Below are 23,505 nucleotides of genomic sequence, written 5' to 3'. Positions count from 1 at the left end.
AAGACCTCTTATGCATCCTTCGTTCGAAAAAGTACTGGTCGCCGATGACGACCTGCCCTGGGAAATCGTTGACGACAAAATTCAACGCAAAATCATGTCTTACACCAATGAGTTGATGTTGGTTAAGGTTGCGTTCAAACAGGGTGGCATCGGAGCTGTTCACAAGCACCCTCATTTACAGATCAGCTACGTAGCGGGCGGCGTTTTTGAAGTAACGATTGGCGATCAAACCCGAAAATTACAGGATGGAGACGTCTATTTTGTACCCTCCAACGTATTACATGGAGCCGTTTGTCTGGAAGCGGGTCTTTTGATAGATGTTTTCAATCCCATGCGCGAAGATTTCGTCTGACATTTTGTACTAAATCGACTTTCATACTTCATGAAATACCTCATTTTCTGTTCGTTCATTCTGATTGCCGGTCAATCTCTGCGCGCTCAAAAAACGCCCTATTCTGTGCGTATGGCCGAATCCTTCATAAGTCGGCACAAAGATTCCATCGCCGTCAAAGAAGGCAAACCTGCCGCATGGGATTATGAGCAGGGATTGATGTATAAAGCCATCGAAAAAGTCTGGAACCGCACAGGCGACGGTAAATATTTTGAGTACATCCTGCGGGATTTGGGCCGTTATGTTCAAAAAGACGGCAGCATTCGTACCTACCGATACGATGATTTCAACCTTGATAATATCCCTACGGGGCGGGCGCTGTTGACACTTTACCAACAAAGCCAACCTGACAAGGAAAAGTACCGCAAAGCGGCTGATCTGTTGTGGAAACAAATTGAAAACCAGCCCAAAACCAAAGAAGCGGGTTATTGGCATAAGAAGCGTTATCCCAATCAAATGTGGCTCGACGGGCTTTTTATGGCAGAGCCTTTCTCTGCGGAATACAGCCTTGTTTTTAATCATCCCGAACACTTCAACGATATCGCAAAACAGTTTGCGCTCATCGAAAAATACGCCGTAGACGAAAAAACAGGACTCATTTACCACGCTTACGACGAAAGCAGGTCCGAAAAATGGGCCGACCCAAAAACGGGCCGTTCGCCGCATTTCTGGAGCCGTGCCATTGGTTGGTACGCAATGGCGTTGGTAGATGTGTTGGATTATTTCCCCGAAAATCATCCCGAACGCGCCAATTTGATCAACTACCTTCAACGGTTAGCGCCCGCACTTGTCAAATACCAAGATACAACGTCGGGCGTATGGTATCAGATGACGACCCAAGGCACCCGCAAAGGCAACTATTTTGAAGCATCAGGCTCGTGTATGTTTGTGTATGCCTTGGCTAAAGGCGTACGCATGGGTTATTTGCCCCAAACTTATTTAACCGCCGCCAAAAAAGGCTATGCAGGTATTCTGAAAGAATTTGTAGAAGAAGAACCCGGCGGTACGTTAAGCCTTAACAAAACCGTAAGCGTTGGCGGCCTTGGCGGCACTCCCTACCGCGACGGAACGTACGAATATTACCTCAGCGAACCTATTCGCAAAAACGACCTGAAAGGCCTCGGGCCATTCATTTTTGCGAGTATAGAAATGGAAATCGCCGCTGAAAATACCTTGGGTCAGGGCAAAACAGTGGCTGTAGATTATTATTTCAACCACGAATTTCGCAAAGATTTTAACGGAAACGAGGAGCAATTTCACTACACATGGGAAGATCCACTGCATTCGGGATTTAAAGTGTGGGGCACTATTTTCCGTGAACTGGGGGCAAAAACCACCGCCATCAAAGCCGCGCCGACAGCCGAAAATCTTAAAAATGTGAATGTTTATATCATCGTTGACCCCGATACGAAGAAAGAAACAGCCAATCCTAATTTTGTTCAGGATGCTGATATCAAACAGATCAGCAATTGGGTAAAAGCGGGCGGGGCACTCGTATTGATGGCCAATGACACCGCCAATTGCGAACATAAAAATTTCAACCGCCTGGCCGCTGAATTTGGCATTCAGTTCTTACCCAAAAATATCAATATGGTACAGGGCACGCAGTGGGAACAGGGCCGCATTGACATTCCGGCGGGAAATTCTATTTTCAAAAATACCAAAGCCGTTTACATCAAAGAACTGTCACCGCTTGAGTTGAAAGCGCCTGCACAGGCCGTGTTAAACCATAAAGGGGAAGTAATCATTGGCGTATCAAAAGTGGGCAAAGGAACCGTATTCGCCGTGGGTGATCCTTGGCTTTACAATGAATACACCGACGGACGTAGGATTCCAATGATTTATGAGAACTTCTCAGCAGCCAAGGATCTGGCTAAATGGCTGCTATCAGCTAAAAAATGACGAATCGGGACAATCAGTAACACAACAAAATCAGTCAAGCAAAGCCGCAGTCCGCCGTTGCGGCAAAGCATTTTTTACCCTTTGCTTCTGTGCGTCTTTGCGTGACAATTAAAATAAATGCGTACGAGTGCTGAATAGCAGTATACACCACCATCGACCATTATTAGACCGGAACCGTTAAAGGATTTACACTTATGAATTATCTATCTAAAAATGAATTAAAACTCCTCCGTGACCAATCAGATTTGATTGTTCCCGATGAGGAAATATTCGAATTACCGGAAAAAGTGCTACAATTCGGCACAGGCGTTTTGCTGCGGGGATTGCCCGATTATTTGATTGATAAAGCCAATCGTCAGGGCATTTTTAACGGTCGAATCGTAGTTGTAAAATCGACGGATGCAGGCGATTCAGCGGCGTTTGACGAGCAGGATGGATTGTATACGTTGTGTGTAAGAGGCGTTGAGTTGGGTCAAAACATTGAAGAAAATATAGTTTGTTCGGCCATCAGTCGGGTATTATCGGCCAAATCACAGTGGCAAAGCATTTTGAATTGTGCCAAAAACCCTGAACTTCAGATCATCATTTCCAATACTACCGAAGTAGGCATTCAGCTCACGCAGGATGCTATCTCGGCTACCCCGCCGGCGTCATTTCCGGGAAAATTATTAGCGTTTTTGTACGCAAGATTTCAGGCATTTGGCGGCAGCAAAGAGTCAGGGTTGGTGATCGTACCTACTGAATTGATTACTGACAACGGCTCCAAATTGGAATCCATTGTCATTGAGTTGGCGCACCGTAATGAATTGGAATCTGATTTTCTGGATTGGCTCGAAAGTGCCAATTATTTTTGTAATTCATTGGTAGACAGAATTGTTCCCGGCAAACCCGAATCAGGCACTTATCAGGAACTAACGCAGCAATTGGGTTATAAAGACAAGTTACTCACCATAAGCGAGGTTTTTCGGTTGTGGGCGATTGAAGGTGATGAACACGTAAAACAGGTATTGTCTTTTCAACAGGCTGACGGCGGTGTTTTTGTCGAACCCGATATTGATCTCTTCCGTGAATTGAAATTACGCCTGCTCAATGGTTCACACACATTGAGTTGCGGCTTGGCCTACCTGTCAGGTTTTGATAATGTTATCAGCGCCATGCAAAATGAAACGATGGCCGCCTACATCAGCAATTTGATCATGGCCGAATTAGGCCTTGCCATTCCTTATACAATGGACGACAAAAGCCCGCAACGTTTTGGCATGCAGGTCATTGACCGTTTTCGTAATCCGCATCTTAATCACCAATGGTTAAGTATTACGCTGAATTATTCGTCAAAAATGAAGATGCGCAATGTACCGACGCTGTTGCGTTATTACGAAGTCTTCAATTGTGTTCCTGAATATTTTTCATTGGGCTTTGCTGCGTATCTGCATTTTATGAAACCCGTTGCCAAAGAAGTATTTGTCTATTTTGGCGAACGCGACGGTCAACTTTATCCTATTCAGGACGAAAAAGCAGATTATTTTTATCAGCAGTGGCAACAAAATACACCTGCAAAATTGGTGGACGTAGTCCTGCAAAATAAAAATCTGTGGGACACCGACCTTACCCTATTACCGGGCTTTGCGCAAAGTGTGACAGAAAATTTAGAAAATATGCTTGAAAATGGGGTAAAATCAACGTTGGAAGCCTTTTTTCTAAAAAACACCACACAGCTTGCCGAAATTAACGCGACTCTCTAACAATCTATATAATAAATGATAATGCCGGTCACTAAAGCCTTTTTGGGCGAAGATTTTTTACTGCAAACAGATACTGCCCGCACGCTTTACCACGAGTTTGCGAAGCAAATGCCCATCATTGATTACCATAATCACTTACCTCCCGATCAGATCGTTGCCGATAAAACATTTGATAATTTAACCCAGATCTGGCTTTATGGCGATCACTATAAATGGCGCGCCATGCGCACCAACGGTGCCCACGAAAGCTATTGTACAGGCGACAAAAGTGATTATCAAAAATTTGAAAAATGGGCCGAAACGGTTCCGTATACGCTTCGTAACCCGCTCTATCACTGGACGCACTTAGAGTTGCAGCGTTATTTTGACGTGACCGACATTTTAAGTCCCAAAACGGCGCGCAGAATATACGACGAGTGTTCTGAAAAACTTCGCACTCCTGACTATTCAGTGCGAAATCTGTTGCGTAAAATGAACGTTGAAGTCGTCTGCACCACCGACGACCCGCTGGATTCGTTGGAATACCATCAACAACTGAAAAATGAAGGCTCGTTTGAAGTTCAAATGCGCCCCGCTTTCCGTCCCGATAAATTTATCCTGATCGGTAATGCCAATTTTGCCGGGTATATCCAAAAATTAGCCACCGTTGTAGGCTTCGAGATCAATACGTTCGACGATCTGACCAAAGCCCTGCGCTCACGCGCGGACTTCTTTGCCTCCATGGGTTGTCTGTTGTCTGACCACGGATTGGAGCAATTATATTCAGTAGATTTCACAGCGGAAGACGCCAACAGCGTTTTCAAAAAAGCATTGGCAGGCCAAACAATTTCGTCGGCAGAACAGGTACTGTACCAATCGGCGATCTTACACCAACTCGGCACCATGTACCATGAGCTGGGCTGGACGCAGCAATTTCACATTGGCGCGTTGCGTAATAACAATGCCCGCGCTCTGCGTCTGCTTGGGCCTGATACGGGTTGGGATTCCATCGGTGACTGGTCGCAGGCAATGGCGCTCTCTAAATTCTTAGGCAAATTGGATGAATACGATCAATTGGCCAAAACCATCATTTATAACCTTAACCCTGCCGACAACGAAGTAATTGCCACCATGATCGGTAATTTCAACGACGGCTCGATAGCGGGTAAAATCCAGTTTGGGTCTGGTTGGTGGTTTATGGATCAGAAAGACGGTATGGAAAAACAAATGAATGCTTTATCGAATATGGGTCTGTTAAGCCGATTTGTCGGAATGCTCACCGATTCGCGTTCATTCCTGTCATTCCCTCGCCACGAGTATTTTCGTCGGATACTATGCAATATGTTCGGTAATGACATTGAAAACGGCGAATTGCCCAATGATACTGAGTGGATCGGACAGGTAGTACAAAACATTTGCTACAACAACGCAAAGCAATATTTCGGATTTTAGTTTCTCAAAACCACACACGATGTTATCGCAATTTATGTAGCGGTTTTGAGAAACCGCCACCACGCGTGCTGAGAAACCGATACCACGCGTGCTGAGAAACCGATACCACGCGCAAAAACTGCTATCACACGCTTGAAACCGTTGACACCCACTAATTAAATGAGTAATAATCAAGAAAATAATCCATTGAGTACAGGAGGCACTGTTTGTTGTTTCGGCGAACTATTACTGCGTTTTTCTCCGCAACTCAATGGGCAATGGATCAAACAGGCAACCATGCCGGTCTTCGTGGGCGGTGCAGAACTCAACGTAGCCAATGCCCTTGCCAATTGGAAAGTGCCCGTGCGTTACAGCACCGTCTTGCCCGAAAATCAGTTATCGACCGAGATCAAAGCGTATCTTGAGGAAAGAGGAATTGAAACTTCCGGCATTCAGCACTTTGGATCGCGTATTGGCGCATATTATTTGCCGCAGGGCGCCGATCTGAAAAATGCCGGCGTGATCTATGACCGCACTTTTTCATCTTTTTCAGAATTAGCCGTCGGCAAAGTAGATTGGAAAAAAGTATTGGAAGGTTGTTCATGGTTTCATTTCAGCGCCATCAGTCCTGCACTCAATCAAGACGTTGCTGATGCTTGTCTGGAGGCGTTGGAAGTAGCTTCGCAACTGGGCATTACCATTTCCGTTGACTTAAATTACCGCGCCAAATTGTGGCAGTATGGCAAAAAGCCCGTTGAGATCATGCCCGCTTTGGCGCAGTATTGCGACGTTATCATGGGCAATATTTGGGCCGCCAATACGCTTTTAGGCATTCCGGTAGACAAAGAGGTGGAGAAAGACCCAACGCAGGAAAAATACTTAGCCCACAGCATTGCTACTGCCGAACAGATCCAAGCCACATTTCCTAAATGCAAAGTAGTCGCCAACACCTTCCGTTTTGACGCTTTCGGGCAGGGAATTCAGTATTATACAACCCTTTACAAAGACGGAACGCAGTACGTTTCACCCGAATTTACCACCGAAAAAGTAGTGGATAAAGTAGGCAGCGGCGATTGTTTTATGGGTGGCCTCATTTACGGTCTGCACCACCGTCACACTCCGCAGGAGATCATTGATTTTGCGGCGGCGGCAGCATTTGGCAAACTTCAGGAATACGGCGATGCTTCGCAGCAAACCATTAAAGATGTGAAAGAGACGTTGAACGACGTTTTAAGTGAGAATAAAAGTAATTAACGAAGAGACAAATGGCATTCGAATCACAACAAATTTATCAAACACTGGCAAGTGCTCCCATCGTGCCTGTTTTTTATTACCCTGACGCAGCAGTAACAACCCAAATCATTAAAGCATGTTACGAAGGCGGAATTCGGGCGTTTGAGTTTACCAATCGCGGCGAAAAAGCCAAGGAAGTTTTTAAAGTATTGCGCGAATACATCAGTACAAATTACCCCGAAATGGCTTTAGGTATTGGAACCATTTTCAATGCCCTGCAAGCGGAGGAATTCATTGCGTTAGGAGCAGATTTTGTGGTTCAGCCATTCACGGCCACGGACGTAGCCGAAGTTTGCAAAGCGCATAATATTGCTTGGATGCCCGGCGCCATGACCGTTTCGGAAGTGTACAATGCCACGTTGTTAGGGGCCGAGATCGTTAAGATCTTTCCGGGCAATGTCGTAGGCTCGGGATTTGTCAAAGCATTGAAAGGCCCATTGCCGCACGTCAATGTTATGGTTACCGGAGGCGTAGAACCTACTCCTGAAAGCCTGAAAGAGTGGTTTGGTGCCGGAGTAAGTGCGGTGGGTATTGGCTCACAGTTGTTTCCGAAAGCAACCATTGAATCAGGTAATTTTGAAGAGATTACAAAAAAAATAAATACATTACTAAACTATTACCAAACCCTCGCTGCAACCACATAGGCACATAGTACAGATAGGTTTGAATTTCGTTCAACAATTTTTCTATGTGCTCTATGTACCTATGTGGTTACCAAACACCTTTATTTAAATGGAAAAAATCGGTAATTATCGCTGGACAATTTGTGGTCTGGTCTTTTTCGCAACAACCGTCAACTACCTTGATAGGCAAGTTATCAGTCTTTTAAAGTCCACCTTATCAGCGGAATTACACTGGGATGACGGCGACTACGCTAACATCGAAATTGCCTTTAAATTATTTTATGCCTTTGGAATGCTCGGTGCCGGGCGTTTGGTCGATAAATTAGGTACTAAAATCGGATATGCCGTTGCTACTACTTTATGGAGTATCGCTGCCATTGCTCACGCATTGGTAAGCAGTGTATTTGGGTTTGCCGTTGTACGTTCGGCTCTTGGTATCACTGAGGCGGGTAACTTTCCGGCGGCTATCAAGACCGTAGCCGAGTGGTTTCCTAAAAAAGAGCGCGCATTTGCAACAGGAATTTTCAACTCAGGAACCAACTTCGGAGCTATCGTTGCGCCACTTTCAGTGCCTTTCATTGCGGCCGCAATGGGCTGGCAATGGGCGTTTATTATCACGGGAATGTTAGGCTTTATATGGTTGATTCTTTGGTTGATTTTTTATGAAGTACCCAGCAAAAGCCCTAAACTTTCAAAAGCTGAGTATGATTACATTCACTCTGATGCCGCCGAAGTGCTCGCCGACAAAAACGATGTAAACAAACCGCAGGTGTCTTGGTTCAAGCTGTTGAGTTTCCGTCAAACTTGGGCATTTGCGCTTGGAAAATTGCTTACTGACCCCATTTGGTGGTTTTATCTCTTCTGGTTACCCGATTTTTTACAAAGCCAATACAAACTTTCAGGTACTGAAATTGCTATTCCGGTTGCGGTTGTTTATTCGCTGTCGACCATTGGAAGTATCGGCGGAGGTTATTTACCTATGTACCTTATTAAATTGGGATGGCCCGTGTTCAGAGCGCGTAAAACCTCCATGCTTATTTATGCCATTTGTGTTTCTCCCATTATTTTTGCCCAAATATTAGGGAGTATGAGCATGTGGTATGCCGTTTTCGTCATTGGATTTGCTACGGCCGCTCACCAAGCGTGGAGCGCAAATATCTTCACTACGGTTTCGGATATGTTCCCTAAATTCACGACCGCTTCCGTAACGGGAATCGGTGGAATGTTTGGAGCATTAGGCGGAATTTTGCTTTCGGCATTGGTCCAAAAAAATATGTTCGTCTATTATCGTTCCATCAACCAAATCGAAACGGCTTATTATATTATGTTCTTTGTGTGTGGTGCGGCCTATATTTTGGCGTGGACGATCATGCACTTCTTAGTTCCAAAAATGAAACCGGTAGATTTATAATTAATTGATTATGAAAAAGATACTCGCCTTTTTATTGATCGCTTGTTTCGCTGCGTTCAACACCGCTTTTGCCCAATCGAAAGATGAAGCTGCGGTAGCAAGCGCCGTTGAAATGCTGAAAAAAGCCATGATCGATGGTAAAAAAGAAGCATTGGAAAACATTGCCGCCGACGACCTGAGTTATGGTCACTCAGCAGGTAAGGTGGAAGACAAAGCGGAATTTGTGCGCGCCATTGTGAGTAACGAGTCTGATTTTGTAACCATTGATCTGACTGACCAAACGATCAAAATAGTGGGCAACAATGCCATTGTACGGCATAAATTAACCGCGACCACCAACAATAACGGGCAGCCCGGCACCGCCAAAATTGCGGTGTTATTGGTGTGGCAGAAACAAAAAGGCGAATGGAAATTGCTGGCCCGTCAGGCAGTAAAAATCTAGATAATTATCTTTCCAATATAAATCCCCTTTGCTCCGGTGAAGGGGATTTTTTTTGCCGATCAAATTCTTTCAAAAATCCCTGAACAGCTCTGTTAATCGCTTTTTAATGATGTTTACAAAAAGAAAAAACACTTTATGTAATGGTAGTGTGTTGAAAAACCTATTTTTGTCCTGAAAATCAATCTCTAGTTCAACCCACCGGGATCCTATGAAAACCGTAGATTCGTACAATTTTGCAGGGAAGCGCGCGCTTATTCGTGTAGACTTCAATGTTCCTCTCAACGAAAAATTCGAAATTACCGACGACACTCGCATTCAGGCCACGCTTCCAACCATCCGTAAAATTTTAGCGGACGGTGGCTCGTGTATCCTCATGTCACATTTGGGCCGCCCGAAAGACGGGCCCACCGAAAAATATTCTCTCAAACACTTGGTTAACCCTTTATCTGTAATATTGGGGGTTCCCGTCAAATTTGCCGATGATTGCATCGGGGAGTCTGCTTATGACCAGGCCACTACACTTAAGCCCGGTGAAATTTTATTGCTCGAAAATCTCCGTTTTTACAAGCAGGAAGAAAAAGGAGATGTAGCCTTTGCCGAAAAACTTTCTAAACTCGGTGATGTTTGGGTAAATGATGCGTTTGGTACTGCGCACCGCGCCCACGCTTCTACGGCGGTGATCGGTCAGTTTTTTGAAGACCGCATTTGCGGGTATGTTATGCAGGCAGAAATTGACAACGCTCAACGCATCCTGGAGCATGCTGAACGTCCGTTTACGGCCATTATGGGCGGTGCCAAAATCTCCGACAAAATCCTCATCATCGAGCGCCTTTTGGACAAAGTGGACAATCTCATCATCGGTGGTGGCATGACTTACACGTTTACCAAAGCACTCGGTGGGAAGATCGGGAAATCGCTTTTAGAAGCAGATAAGCAAGACTTAGCTTTGGAAATCATTGAAAAAGCGAAGGCAAAAGGGGTGAAAATTATCATGCCCGTTGACAATGTTTGCGCCGATGCTTTTTCAAACGACGCCAATCGCCAAATCATCGCTACCGGCGAAATTCCCGACGGTTGGGAAGGATTGGACATTGGTCCGGAATCGATAAAATTGTTTGAAGAAGTGGTGCGTACCTCTAAAACCATTCTTTGGAACGGCCCAATGGGGGTATTTGAATTCCCTAATTTTGCGGTTGGAACAGACGCGATTGCCAAAGCAGTGGTAAAAGCAACGGAAGAAAACGGTGCTTTCTCGCTCATCGGTGGCGGAGATTCTGCTTCAGCCATCAACAATGCAGGTTATGGCGACCGTGTAAGTTATGTCTCAACAGGCGGTGGTGCCTTACTCGAATACATGGAAGGAAAAGAATTGCCGGGCGTAGCTGCTTTGGCCTAGTTTTTCCTACAAAAAAAATAAAACCTTATAGGTCTAACGAAGATAAACAGACCTATAAGGTTTTGTTACGAAGCTATTGTGCTTCATATTTCTCAATGACACGCAGAATATCTTCTTCTTTCGACAATTTCAATTTTTCATCATTGATAAACGTTTCCAACTGCGTTTGTTTGTCTCCCAGTGCTTCCAGTAGTGATTTTTTATCTTTTTTCAGGCGAATTATCGTGCCGTTTTTAAACAAATACAGAGCGCTTTCTTTCATAAAACGCTTTGTCTGCGTAGCCGAACTGTAAAGCTTTTCAAGTTGGATTCGCACGGTGTTACGTTTTAGCAATTTAACGTTGCCATCGTATAATACCTGATAGAAATTACGGGCGGTCATTGATTCAATGGCTGGAAATCCACTTCTGAATACGCCGTCGTTGGTTGAAAACTCCGTGATCTCAGTACTGAAACGATATGGTTTTTGATTCTCTTCGTATTCCAATTCATCCTTGTAAAGATCGTACCGCATTTTAGCCAGTTCATACGTTTTACCGTTATTTTTGGCTTTGACGTTCCCGGTCGACCATGCATCATTCAGATACGGCGAGCCTTCGATCTCAGTGTATCCATTTTCAAAAATGGGACGCCCGTTGATGTCCTGAATAAACAGGCTTTGGGCATGTATGGTGAGGGTCATTAAAATCAATCCCCCACAGAGTAATGACTTTTTCATGTTGCGTTGTACTTTTGCGAGCAAATTAAACAATCTACCTTGCGACTCCAAGACCATCTTTACCACGTTATCCAAAGTCTGCCCGGTTTTTTACCCGAAACGTGGCTGGCAGGAGCCTTCTTATTTATTATTCTTAGTGAAATACTGCTGAAATACAGCCGTTGGCAATCAAAAACCACCAACGTTTTGCGAGGCTTGACCGCCGTATTGCTCGTGGTAGCTTTCGTCTTTGTTTTTCTTCAATGGAACGACTTGGGCGGCTATTTATTTCATCATTTGATATATCTTGACCACAAAGCCGTTTTCTTCAAAATAATCATCCTATCGGCTACTTTATTGGTCCTTTTGCACATCCAACTCATGCGTTCGGAATTACCTGCCGAATTTTACAGTATTTTGTTGGCGATCGTATTAGGCCTTTTTTTGATGACAATGGCTACCAATGGCCTGAGCATGTATTTATCCATTGAATTAGTGTCGATCGGTTCTTATTTGATCGCAACATTAAGCAGCGGCAAAAAAGCCGGCGAAGCAGGTATCAAATACCTTTTATTTGGGGCGTTGAGTTCCGCCATTATGTTGTACGGTTTATCATTAGTATACGGCATGACGGGTACATTGAACTTTACGAGCGACGTATTTGCTGATCAGTTAGTACAGAATCCGCCGCTTATTTTATTGATTGTCGGGTTTCTTACGTTGGGTGGAGTTTTATTTAAACTGTCTTTGGTTCCTTTTCACGTTTGGCCGCCCGATGTGTACGAAGGTGCCCCTACGCCCGTGGTTTCCTTTCTGTCTACCGCTCCCAAAGTAGCGGCGTTGTTGCTTTTAATGCGACTTTTAAGCGTATTGCCTGACGATTTCCAAAAACTCATGGCTATTATTTCGTTGGTGAGTATTTTGGCCGGAAACCTCGCCGCCCTTTGGCAAAATGACCTTAAACGACTCATGGCTTATTCAGGGATCGCACAGGCAGGATTTATCATTGTGGGGTTGGTCGCGTTCAATCAAACGGGTTTTGAAAGTACCACCTTTTACATCGCCGTATATGTGCTTATCAATATCGCGGTTTTTCTGATGATTGATCTGATGGGCCAAAATGCGCCAACACTGGCAACCATTACGGGAAAAGGTGCTTCGTATCCCTTTCTGAGTGTATGTTTTACGATTTTGATGGTTGGGCTGGTTGGATTGCCGCCAACCGCAGGATTTACAGCTAAATTGTTGGTGTTTTCATCGCTTTGGGAAGCTTATCAGACAAGCGGTGACCAATTGTTGATGATTTTATTGGTCGTTGGATTGCTAAATGCCATTGTTTCACTGTTTTATTATTTCAAAATCCCCTTTTATCTTTTTTTCAGAACAAGCTCTTCTCCGCTTCCCTCCGGCAATGTATCTTCTGCTGCGTCCATAGTTATTGCTCTCTTGACACTCACCATTTTAATACTATTTTTCAAGACAGATTGGCTAATTGATTGGATCAGGATTTTGTAAGTATGATTTACTGCCGTTCATCCCCAAAAACTGTACGGTATTGACTGATTATTATCGGCTTAACGAATAATTTTTGGCTTCCGAGAACAACGGATAGCCCAAGCATTTATATTTGTCCGATTTTTTTACCAAGTCTGCGAAAAACTACGTTCTACTATACATTTAAAATTTAGTCATTCGTCACTATTTTATATTAGTGTTACCTATCATTTATAGAACATACGATTTTCATGGAGCACGGTAACGGTCACCATAATTTAGACAAAATCTCGGGCGCAGGTCTATTAGTTGCATTAGGAATTGTATACGGAGACATCGGAACTTCTCCATTATACGTAATGCAGGCCATTATCGGAAAAGGGCGTATTAATGAAGAAGTAGTATTAGGCGCTCTTTCCTGCGTGTTCTGGACGCTTACACTACAAACGACCATAAAGTATGTCATTTTGATTCTCCGCGCTGACAACCGTGGGGAAGGAGGAACGTTGGCACTTTTTGCCCTTGTACGGCGCCATGCCAAGTGGCTCACTATTCCGACCATGATCGGCGGCGCGGCGCTCTTAGCCGATGGAATTATTTGTCCCCCCATTTCAGTTTCTTCGGCCGTTGAAGGATTGGAAATCTTATATCCCAATATAAAAACCGTTCCCATTGTTTTGGTTATTTTGGCCGTTTTATTCATTATTCAGGTCTTTGGGACAAAGGTCGTGGGTGGTGCTTTCGGGCCTATTATGCTGGTGTGGTTCTCAACGTTGGGAATCTTAGGATTTTCGCACGTAATTCAAAACCCGTTGGTTGTCAGAGCGCTTAATCCCTATTATGCTTACCAATTATTGGTTCAACATCCGGGAGGATTTACACTGCTGGGAGCGGTATTTTTGTGTACGACCGGAGCAGAGGCGTTGTATTCAGACCTGGGCCACTGCGGACGGGGAAATATTAGGATAAGTTGGGTGTTTGTAAAAATGACCCTATTGCTTAACTATTTTGGGCAATCGGCGTGGCTAATGGCTCACAACGGCCAATACCTCAACGGGCGCAAACCTTTTTATGAGCTGATGCCGGACTGGTTTCTGTTGCCGGGAATTGCCATTGCCACTATGGCGGCTATCATTGCCAGCCAAGCCTTGATCACAGGCTCTTTTACGTTGGTCAGCGAAGCCATTCGTCTTAATTTCTGGCCTAAGATCAAACTTAAATACCCTTCCGCTCAAAAGGGGCAACTGTATGTTCCGAGCATCAACCTGCTGCTTTTTATCGGTTGTGTGGCCGTTGTATTATATTTTAAACGTTCTACCAACATGGAAGCGGCCTATGGATTGGCTATCACGCTTACGATGCTGGTAGATACACTTTTAATGTCTTACTACCTCTACACACACCGTTATAATATGTGGCTGGTGATCGTGTTTTTGGTCGTGTATTTTGCAGTGGAAAGTTCATTCATGGTAGCCAATTTAGATAAGTTTATGCACGGTGGCTGGGTATCTGTGTTGATTTGTACCATCTTGGCAGCGGTCATGTTCATTTGGCTGAAAGCAGGTCAGATCAAAGCCCAACTGACCGAATACACCAAGCTTGCCACTTATATCGACGCACTCAAAGAACTTAGTCGCGATGTAACCATTCCCAAATACGCCACTCACTTGGTATTTATGTCCAATGCCTCGCGTACGAGTGAAGTAGAATCCAAAATCATTTATTCTATCTTTGAAAAACGCCCCAAACGGGCTGACATCTACTGGTTTGTGCACGTCGATACCACCGATGAGCCTTATACAATGCAGTACAAAGTGGACGTTATTGAACCCGATGATGTTATTAAGGTTACTTTCCGGTTAGGATTCAGGATCGAACAACGGATCAATCTTTATTTGCGTCGTATCATTGAAGATATGGTAAAAAATAAAGAGGTGGATATTACGAGCCGCTACGAGTCATTGCATCGCCACAATGTCATTGGCGACTTCCGTTTTGTTGTTTTGGAGAAATTTCTTTCCTACGAAAACGAATTGCCTATTTTTGAACAACTTATCATGAAAGCCTATTTCTTCATTAAAGGATTTACCAATAGTGAAGATAAATGGTTTGGATTAGATAGCAGTGCCGTAAAAATCGAAAAAGTACCTCTCATTATCAGAGCCATCGACAAAGTAAACCTTCAACGTATCTATGGCTAATTTTTAACCGATCTATGGAATCTAACGAAGCGCATCATCACAACACAACCAAAGTTTCAGCCGCCGGATTATTAATTGCACTGGGAATTATTTACGGGGACATCGGTACTTCTCCGCTCTACGTGATGAAAGCCGTCACGGGAACGACCAAGCCGATTGTAGAATATGAGATTTTAGGGGCGCTCTCGCTGGTTTTTTGGACACTTACGTTACAAACGACCATCAAGTACGTCATCCTGATCCTTCGCGCCGATAACCGGGGTGAAGGAGGAATTTTCGCCTTGTACGCCTTGGTGCGTCGGCATGCCAAATGGATCACCATTCCGGCCATGATCGGCGGCGCGGCCCTGTTGGCCGATGGTATTATCACTCCCCCTATTTCGGTCTCTTCTGCTGTTGAAGGATTACGCATCATTTATCCGGAATTGAAAACCATTCCCATTGTTATCGGCATTTTATCCATCCTGTTTTTGATTCAGGGGTTTGGGACAAGTGCCGTAGGTCGTGCTTTTGGGCCTATTATGCTCATTTGGTTTTTGATGTTGGCCGTTTTGGGCGCTATTCATATCAGCGACGCTCCCGAAGTGATCAAATGTTTTAATCCTTACTATGGCTATTGGCTGTTGTTTGAGTATCCGGAAGGTTTTTGGCTATTGGGGGCGGTATTTTTATGTACCACCGGAGCAGAAGCATTATATTCAGACTTAGGTCATTGCGGCCGGGGAAATATTCGAGTGAGTTGGGTATTTGTCAAAGCCACTCTTTTTCTGAATTATCTTGGTCAGGGAGCTTATTTGTTAAGTTTAAAAGGACAACCATTAGGCAACCGTAATCCTTTTTTTGACCTCATGCCCGATTGGTTTCTGCTTCCGGGTATCGGCATTGCTACCATGGCGGCCATCATTGCGAGTCAGGCGTTGATCACGGGTTCATTTACGTTGGTGAGCGAAGCCATTCGGTTAAACTTCTGGCCTAAAGTACGGCTGCGCTATCCAAGTGTACAAAAAGGGCAATTATACGTTCCAAGTCTCAATTGGCTTCTTTTAGCAGGTTGTATTGGTGTTGTGTTATACTTTCAGGAATCATCGCGCATGGAAGCGGCTTATGGCTTGGCCATTACACTTACCATGTTGATGACCACACTGCTGATGTCCTACTACTTGTACGCCCGGCGCGTAAATGCTTGGGCTATTGTCTTGTTTCTGGTGCTTTATGCCGGCATTGAAGGGTCTTTTTTAGTGGCCAATCTCATGAAATTCATGCACGGAGGCTGGGTTTCATTGATCATTGGCGGTACGATTGTTTCTTTAATGATTATTTGGTATAACTCCTTCTACATCAAGCAGCAATTGACCGAATATGTCAAATTAGAGAGGTATTTGGATTCATTGAAAGAACTCAGTCGCGATGTAACCATTCCCAAATACGCCACTCACTTGGTATTTATGTCGAGTGCGTCACGGATAAGTGAAATTGAATCAAAGGTGATTTACTCTATCTTCCAAAAGCGTCCTAAACGGGCTGATATCTACTGGTTTGTGCACGTCGATACCACCGATGATCCTTACACAATGGAATACAAAGTAAATATTCTGGAACCCGACGATGTCGTCAAGGTCAACTTCTATTTGGGTTTTAGGGTCGAACAGCGGATCAACCTTTACCTGAGAAAAGTGATCGAAGAAATGGTCAAAAATAAAGAAGTGGATATTACCAGCCGTTACGAATCATTGAACAAACAAAACCTGGTCGGTGATTTTAGGTTCGTGGTGTTGGAAAAGTTTTTGTCTTACGAAAACGAGTTACCTTTGTTTGAGCGAATCATCATGCAGGCTTATTTCTTTATCAAACAATTTACGCCCGGTGAAGACAAGTGGTTTGGCTTAGATGCCAGTGCAGTTAAGATCGAGAAAGTACCGCTTGTGATTCAGCCCGTAGAGAATGTACTGCTTAAAAGGAGATATAATTAAATAGATTATGAAAATTCTGATTACCGGCGGCGCCGGCTTTGTTGGTTCATCACTTGCAATTGCACTTAAAACCAATTATCCTTCGTACGAAATTTATTGTTTGGATAACCTCAAACGAAAAGGCTCTGAACTCAATGTAGCCCGCATCTCTCAACTGGGAATCAAATACGTACACGGCGACATCCGAAACAAGGAAGACTTTGATGCACTTCCCGCTGTTGATACCGTCATTGAAGCCTCCGCCGAACCTTCGGTATTGGCAGGGTTGGACGGAACACCTGATTATTTGATCAATACCAACCTTTTCGGAACGGTCAATTGTCTTAATTACGCACTTAAACACCGCGCCGGCTTTATCTTTCTGTCTACCAGCCGGGTATACCCCATCAAAACCATTGAAACCCTCAATTTCACCGAGTCCGAGACCCGTTTTGAATTGACGGATGAACAACCCGTAAAAGGCGTTTCTTCCAAAGGTATTGCCGAAGATTTTCCGTTAGACGGGGCACGTTCTTTGTACGGAACCACAAAATTGGCTTCGGAATTGATCATCCAGGAATACAATGAATTTTATGGCTTAAAAACGGTGATCAACCGTTGCGGAGTCATTACCGGCCCTTGGCAAATGGGAAAAGTAGATCAGGGAGTAATGGTTCTTTGGATCGCAAAACATTATTGGGAACAACAATTGGGCTATTTTGGCTACGGCGGCACGGGTAAACAAACCCGCGATATGTTGCATGTGGCTGACCTATATCGTTTAATTGACTGGCAATTACATAATTTGGAGAAAGTAAACTGTGAAATTCTCAATGCCGGCGGAGGCAACAGCAGCAGCACTTCATTGCAGGAACTCACCAAAATATGCCAAGAAGTAACCGGCAAAACCATTCCGATCAAACAGGTTGCCGAAACCCGTACGGCTGACATTCGATTGTATATTACCGACAATTCGAAAGTGACGCGTCTCACGGGTTGGGAACCTCAGATCGGCGTACGTCAGATCGTGGAAGATATTACCGAATGGCTTGACACAAATCATGTTGCTTTAGAACCCATCTTAAAATAAAGATTACCATGCACATTCAGGTTCGACATACCACCAATCCTACGGATTTCAAAAGCTACGATACGCACCGAATTCGTGAAGAGTTTTTGATGGAAAAGCTCTTTGTACCGGATCAATTTCATTTTGTTTATTCCCATTATGATCGCATGATCGTAGGCGGAATTAAGCCGGTAGGTCAATTGCATAAACTGCCTGTTTATGAAGAGTTGCGCGCCGATTATTTTCTTGAACGCCGCGAATTGGGTATTCTCAATGTCGGTGGTGATGGGTTTGTGATGGTAGGAGATGAACTTTTCACCCTCCAAAAACGCGATTGTTTGTACGTAGGGAAAGGTAATAAACTGGTTTCTTTTAAAAGCCTGGACCCTGAATTCCCGGCCAAATTTATCCTGATCTCGACACCCGCGCATCGGGTAGTGCCTACGGCCATGATGAAAGCCGCCGATGCCTTACCTGTAGATATGGGGTCGCCGGAAAAAGCCAATACCCGTGTCATTTATAAATACATTCATGCCGGCGGCCTTGAAAGTTGTCAACTGGTAATGGGAATGACGGCGATGAAATACAGCAGTGTTTGGAACACCATGCCTCCCCATATTCACGACCGTCGTTCTGAGATTTATGTCTACTTTGATATGGAAGAAGACCAACGCATTTTCCACTTTATGGGCGCTCCTGAAGAGACCCGCCACTTGGTAGTAGCCAACGAGCAGGCGGTTATTTCTCCTCCTTGGTCAATCCACGCCGGAGCGGGAACGACCAGTTATTCCTTCTTGTGGGCAATGGCGGGTGAAAACTATTCCTTCACCGATATGGACATGCTGACAATGAGTGAAGTAAAATAAAAATTCAAAAAAAGTAAGCTTAATACTTGGTTTTTCAAAAAAAAAGACACAGTTTAGTTTTACAATCGTTGAAGGTAGACTTCAAAATTAGAGATAGCGGTCTGATATGCCAGACCGCTATTTTTTCCCCTTTTGAGTCCGCAAATACGATTGGAAATCAATGTTTAACTAAAACTGTGCGTAATTATGAGACTTCAAGTGCACGCTATCCACTTCGACGCAGCCCCTGCGTTGCTCGAATTCATTCAGAAAAAATTAGAAAAACTCGAAACATTTTATGACCGAATAACCAGTGCGGAAGTTTATCTGCGATTAGATAAAAGTGAGAGCAGTAAGATCAAAAATAAAGTTTTAGAAGTCAAAATTAACCTTCCAAATGCTGAGCTGTTTGTCAAAGAAAATGGCAAAAGCTTTGAAGAAGCCACAGATCTGGCCTTAGAGGCGCTCAAAATTCAGATCAAAAAATACAAAGCCAAACGGCAGGAAGTAGAGAATAAAACCATCAAAGAGGTAACCAACAGCTCAGAAGTAGCTGAAGAAATAGAGGCAGATGAACTATAAAATGGAAATATTTCCAACAAAAAGGGCGAATACGATCAGTATTCGCCCTTTTTGTTGGGCAAGATACACCAAAATCCATAATCTTCCTTACATTTGGAATACCATTATACTCCATCTACCTATCCCAATTTTCGTATGAAAAGACTCTTACTCTTAGTGGCATTATTCGCTTTTTACTACTCATCTCCTGTACTTTCACAGGTTCAAAAAGCGCCCAATCGCGCCGAAGGAGACGGCCCGCACAAACGACTCATTATTAGAGGTGTAACGATCATTAACAGCACCGGCTCGCCCCCGATCGGCCCGATGGATATTGTGGTGGAAAACAACCGTATCGCACAGATTCGTCAGGCAGGTTATCCGGGAATGCCCGCCGATCCAAAAAGCGGCGTAAAAGCCAATCCGGGCGATAAAGAGCTGAATTGTCAGGGCATGTATATGATGCCGGGTTTTGTCGATATGCACGGACACATCGGCGGTGTACAGCAGGGAGCCAATGCCGAGTATGTTTTTAAACTTTGGCTGGCGCACGGCGTTACTACCATCCGCGACCCGTCTTGCGGTAACGGACTGGACTGGGTATTGGATCAAAAGGAGAAAAGCGCTAAAAATTTGATCACGGCTCCACGTATTAAAGCTTATACCGTTTTCGGACAGGGAGCCAAAGATTTTATTTCCACGCCCGAACAGGCTCGCGAATGGGTTCGCCAAAACGCGCAAAAAGGCGCAGACGGTATTAAGTTTTTTGGCGCTGAACCCGAAGTTTTTAAGGCAGCATTAGACGAAAATAAAAAGTTAAAACTCGGCTCAGCAGCGCACCACGCCCAAACCGAAGTGGGCCGCATGAACGCGTTGGCTACCGCCAAAGCAGGCTTAACAAGCATGGAACACTGGTACGGGCTTCCGGAAGCCTTGTTTGATGATAAAACCCTGCAAAATTACCCAACAGACTACAACTACAACAACGAGCAGAATCGATTTGAAGAAGCCGGCAAACTGTGGAAACAGGCCGCCAAACCCGGCACCGAAAAATGGAATCAGGTAATGGAGGAAATGCTGAAACTGGATTTCACCATTGACCCGACCTTCAATATCTACGAAGCCAACCGTGAACTGATGCTGGCACGACGGGCCGAATGGCACGATGATTACACGTTGCCTTCGTTGTGGCGTTTTTATGGCCCCAGTCGCATTTCGCACGGCTCTTATTGGCACAATTGGGGTACGGAGCAGGAAGTGGCCTGGAAAGAGAATTATCGCCTCTGGATGGCCTTTATCAACGAATACAAAAATCGCGGCGGCCGTGTGACTACCGGCTCCGATTCGGGCTTTATTTATCAACTGTACGGTTTTGCCTATATCCGTGAGTTGGAATTGTTGCGTGAAGCAGGTTTTCACCCAATGGAGGTCATTCGGGCCGCCACGCTTAAAGGCGCCGAAGCTCTGGGAATGGACAAAGAGATCGGTTCCATAGAAGTAGGTAAACTGGCTGATTTTGTCATTACCGAAGAAAATCCCCTTGCCAACCTGAAAACATTGTACGGAACCGGTGCCATTCGCCTCAACGACAAAAACGAAGTGGTACGCGTAGGCGGTGTAAAATATACCGTGAAAGATGGTATCGTATACGACGCTAAAAAACTCTTGGCCGATGTTCGCAAGATCGTTGCGGATGCCAAAAAACAGGAAAACTTCGAAATCACTCAACCGGGCATTCCTCAAAAAACAGGAAAAGTATCCGGCAGCAATGAATAAATACCGTAGGAGCGGGGTCGGGCGGCGGACCGTTCACCTCCGCCCTTCTTATTCTGCCTCCTTCCTTTTTATTCCATCGCTGCCCTTTGTGTTAAACGCGTTTCTATTTCCCTGTTAATTGAACCGAGAAACAGAAAAATAATAAACTGAAAAACAGCAAAAGGAATAATCGAATAAGTTGGTTTTACTTCTGTATGTTCTCCAACAAGAGTTCAGAACAATCCATCGTCAGTTATGCAGGAATTCTTACCTTTGCGAATAATATCATCTGTCCTGCATCTGTTTTAACGTGTTTAATGCTATAATTACAAAGCACGAAGAACAAAACGGATAGACAACATACTGATAACGGATACTAATTAACAGAAGAATGCTAACCGAACGCGTAAAAGAAATATACCGGGAAATTGAGCAATTTGAAGTTGCCACCAAAGAGCAACTGGAACAATACCGTCAACGATTTGTGGGAAGAAAGGGTATTGTTGAAGCGCTTTTTGAAGGTTTAAAAGACATCGCCAAAGAAGAACGGCGCTCAGTAGGTCAGGAACTGAATGCCTTAAAAAACTTCGCCAACGACCGCTTTGTATTCATCCAAACAGAATTTGAAGCCAATGACAGTGGTACGGACGGCGCGTCCGTAGACCTAACACTCCCCGTAATTCCAAACCAATTAGGAAGTATACACCCGCTCACCTTAGCCCGCGCCAAGATCATTGAGATCTTTGAACGCATGGGTTTCAGCGTAGCCGACGGCCCCGAAATTGAATCGGATTGGTACAACTTCACGGCCCTTAATTTTCCCGAAAATCACCCCGCCCGCGAAATGCAGGACACGTTTTTCGTGGCTAAAAATGCCGAAGACCCAACACAGGACATGCTCCTGCGGACGCACACCTCCAACGTACAGATTCGTATGATGGAGCGCCAAAAGCCGCCTATCCGCGCCATTATGCCCGGACGCGTATACCGCAACGAAGCCATTTCGGCACGCGCGCATTGTTTTTTCCATCAGGTAGAAGGCTTGTACATCGACAAAAACGTAAGTTTCAAAGACCTCAAAGACACGCTTTATCACTTCTCCAAAGAGATGTTTGACAAAGATGTAAAAATACGCCTACGTCCATCATTCTTCCCGTTCACTGAGCCAAGCGCCGAGATCGACATTTGGTTAGGTACCGATACTGAAGAAACATATCGTTTATCCAAAGGAACCGGTTGGGTAGAAATTGCCGGAAGCGGTATGGTTGATCCCAATGTGTTAGCCAACTGCGGCATTGACCCCGAAGAATACACCGGTTTTGCTTTTGGCATGGGCATTGAGCGCATCGCCCAGCTCCGCTACGGCGTCCGCGACCTGCGCCTGTATTCTGAAAATGATGTACGTTTCCTGCGTCAGTTTGATGGAGTATAAGGAATGACGATTTGGAATTGACGAATTAGGGATTATAAAAAAGGGGCTGAAAATTAATTTTCAGCCCCTTTTTTATAATCCTCTGTAAATGTTTTATACCTGCTGACGTCCTACAAAATTTCAGGCTTTATGCGTCAATTCTTTGAGATTACCTCAATTTCTGAGGTAGTTTTACCTCAAACATTGAGGTAGTTTTGCTCTATTTTTTTATGTATTTAACTTTTAAGTTTGTGCCGTTGATGCGCATCCAACCGAGATGTCGGACCACCGCGATTGCCGAAATGCGTTAAGAGTAGGCTTAAATTATAAGTTATCCTTTTCTTAAAATGAAGAAACTTGAAAAGGCCAGAATGCAAAAGCTATATGGTGGAGCATGGCAGTGCGAAATGCTGACAGATTATCTAATCACAGCTGGAGTAGGGTTAACGGCTTGGACTATAACAGCACCTATTGGAATTCCTATGGCTCTAATAGGGCTTGGGTCTAAGGCATTTGGTGGTTGTGGAAAATCTTAGTAATTATTATCATCATAAACATTTTTTATTCATGAAAAATTAGAAACTATTACAATGTCAAAAACAATTGCCGGAGGATGTGCCGGGGATATAGGTTCATCTCTAGGCGCATTCACAGTTGCGGCGGTATTCGTAGGGGCTGCGGTAGTTACAGGTGGGGTGGGACTGACTATATTGGCTGCCGGAGCACTTTCAGCAGGTTTTTGGGAAAATGCGAAAGCCTTTGCAAGCTGTTACGGTAGTGGGTGGAATTAGCACAAAAATGGAATAAACACAAAATCAAGAGCTATGATTATAAATCTCGTATAAAATAGCTCTTGAAAAAGACTTAAAAGCATGCATAGGTTATTAAAAGGCAAAAATAGATATTATACATT

General features: G+C 44.4%; 19 protein-coding genes. 18 read left to right on the top strand and 1 reads right to left on the bottom strand.

The features are described 5' to 3' along the window. Positions 1-10: 10 nt before the first annotated feature. The 9 genes from ACQY73_RS22365 (at position 11) to ACQY73_RS22325 (ending at position 10,610) form a co-directional block, all read left to right on the top strand. A complete protein-coding gene (locus ACQY73_RS22365; RefSeq protein WP_428655156.1) occupies positions 11-352 on the top strand; it encodes a cupin domain-containing protein in 342 nt (113 codons plus the stop codon). Positions 353-382: 30 nt separating this feature from the next. Next, positions 383-2,293, top strand: coding sequence for a glycoside hydrolase family 88 protein (locus tag ACQY73_RS22360; RefSeq protein WP_428655153.1), 1,911 nt, complete (start codon positions 383-385; stop codon positions 2,291-2,293). Positions 2,294-2,487: 194 nt separating this feature from the next. Next, positions 2,488-4,035 carry a tagaturonate reductase gene (locus tag ACQY73_RS22355; protein WP_428655151.1) on the top strand — a complete coding sequence of 516 codons (1,548 nt, stop codon included), beginning with the start codon at positions 2,488-2,490 and terminating at the stop codon, positions 4,033-4,035. Between the two features lie 21 nt (positions 4,036-4,056). Beyond that, entirely contained in the window at positions 4,057-5,466 is a 1,410-nt protein-coding gene (uxaC, locus tag ACQY73_RS22350) for a glucuronate isomerase (protein ID WP_428655149.1), read from the top strand. Positions 5,467-5,625: 159 nt separating this feature from the next. Beyond that, on the top strand, positions 5,626-6,699 hold the full coding sequence (locus ACQY73_RS22345) for a PfkB family carbohydrate kinase (protein ID WP_428655147.1): 1,074 nt from the start codon (positions 5,626-5,628) through the stop codon (positions 6,697-6,699). A gap of 11 nt (positions 6,700-6,710) precedes the next feature. Beyond that, complete coding sequence (locus tag ACQY73_RS22340) at positions 6,711-7,382, top strand: bifunctional 4-hydroxy-2-oxoglutarate aldolase/2-dehydro-3-deoxy-phosphogluconate aldolase (protein WP_428655145.1); 672 nt, start codon at positions 6,711-6,713, stop codon at positions 7,380-7,382. An 88-nt stretch (positions 7,383-7,470) separates the two neighbouring features. After that, positions 7,471-8,772 carry an MFS transporter gene (locus ACQY73_RS22335; RefSeq protein WP_428655143.1) on the top strand — a complete coding sequence of 434 codons (1,302 nt, stop codon included), beginning with the start codon at positions 7,471-7,473 and terminating at the stop codon, positions 8,770-8,772. Between the two features lie 10 nt (positions 8,773-8,782). Then, positions 8,783-9,214: a nuclear transport factor 2 family protein gene (locus ACQY73_RS22330; RefSeq protein ID WP_428655141.1), complete on the top strand. Its 432-nt coding sequence runs from the start codon at positions 8,783-8,785 to the stop codon at positions 9,212-9,214. Positions 9,215-9,422: 208 nt separating this feature from the next. Then, the gene (locus ACQY73_RS22325) at positions 9,423-10,610 is read left to right on the top strand and encodes a phosphoglycerate kinase (RefSeq protein ID WP_428655138.1); all 1,188 of its coding nucleotides are present in this window, start codon (positions 9,423-9,425) and stop codon (positions 10,608-10,610) included. Positions 10,611-10,683: 73 nt separating this feature from the next. Here ACQY73_RS22325 and ACQY73_RS22320 read toward each other — a convergent pair whose 3' ends face one another. Then, complete coding sequence (locus ACQY73_RS22320; protein WP_428655136.1) at positions 10,684-11,328, bottom strand: hypothetical protein; 645 nt, start codon at positions 11,326-11,328, stop codon at positions 10,684-10,686. Positions 11,329-11,367: 39 nt separating this feature from the next. On the opposite strand from ACQY73_RS22320, the gene ACQY73_RS22315 reads away from it, so the two are divergent. The 9 genes from ACQY73_RS22315 (at position 11,368) to ACQY73_RS22275 (ending at position 23,128) form a co-directional block, all read left to right on the top strand. Continuing rightward, positions 11,368-12,822, top strand: a complete 1,455-nt coding sequence (locus ACQY73_RS22315) for an NADH-quinone oxidoreductase subunit N (protein ID WP_428655134.1) — start codon at positions 11,368-11,370, stop codon at positions 12,820-12,822. Positions 12,823-13,052: 230 nt separating this feature from the next. Further along, a complete protein-coding gene (locus ACQY73_RS22310) occupies positions 13,053-15,002 on the top strand; it encodes a KUP/HAK/KT family potassium transporter (RefSeq protein ID WP_428655132.1) in 1,950 nt (649 codons plus the stop codon). Between the two features lie 14 nt (positions 15,003-15,016). Beyond that, entirely contained in the window at positions 15,017-16,972 is a 1,956-nt protein-coding gene (locus ACQY73_RS22305) for a KUP/HAK/KT family potassium transporter (protein WP_428655130.1), read from the top strand. Positions 16,973-16,979: 7 nt separating this feature from the next. Further along, the gene (locus tag ACQY73_RS22300) at positions 16,980-18,041 is read left to right on the top strand and encodes an NAD-dependent epimerase/dehydratase family protein (protein WP_428655128.1); all 1,062 of its coding nucleotides are present in this window, start codon (positions 16,980-16,982) and stop codon (positions 18,039-18,041) included. An 8-nt stretch (positions 18,042-18,049) separates the two neighbouring features. Further along, entirely contained in the window at positions 18,050-18,886 is an 837-nt protein-coding gene (gene kduI, locus ACQY73_RS22295; protein ID WP_428655126.1) for a 5-dehydro-4-deoxy-D-glucuronate isomerase, read from the top strand. Between the two features lie 186 nt (positions 18,887-19,072). Then, on the top strand, positions 19,073-19,447 hold the full coding sequence (hpf, locus tag ACQY73_RS22290) for a ribosome hibernation-promoting factor, HPF/YfiA family (protein ID WP_428655124.1): 375 nt from the start codon (positions 19,073-19,075) through the stop codon (positions 19,445-19,447). A 135-nt stretch (positions 19,448-19,582) separates the two neighbouring features. After that, entirely contained in the window at positions 19,583-21,202 is a 1,620-nt protein-coding gene (locus ACQY73_RS22285; protein ID WP_428655122.1) for an amidohydrolase family protein, read from the top strand. 370 nt (positions 21,203-21,572) lie between these two features. Continuing rightward, positions 21,573-22,613, top strand: a complete 1,041-nt coding sequence (gene pheS / locus ACQY73_RS22280) for a phenylalanine--tRNA ligase subunit alpha (RefSeq protein WP_428655120.1) — start codon at positions 21,573-21,575, stop codon at positions 22,611-22,613. A 326-nt stretch (positions 22,614-22,939) separates the two neighbouring features. Further along, on the top strand, positions 22,940-23,128 hold the full coding sequence (locus ACQY73_RS22275) for a hypothetical protein (RefSeq protein WP_428655118.1): 189 nt from the start codon (positions 22,940-22,942) through the stop codon (positions 23,126-23,128). Positions 23,129-23,505 lie beyond the last annotated feature (377 nt).

Source organism: Runella sp. (assembly GCF_965279615.1).
GTDB lineage: Bacteria > Bacteroidota > Bacteroidia > Cytophagales > Spirosomataceae > Runella.
This window is presented reverse-complemented; position numbering and strand designations above follow the sequence as displayed.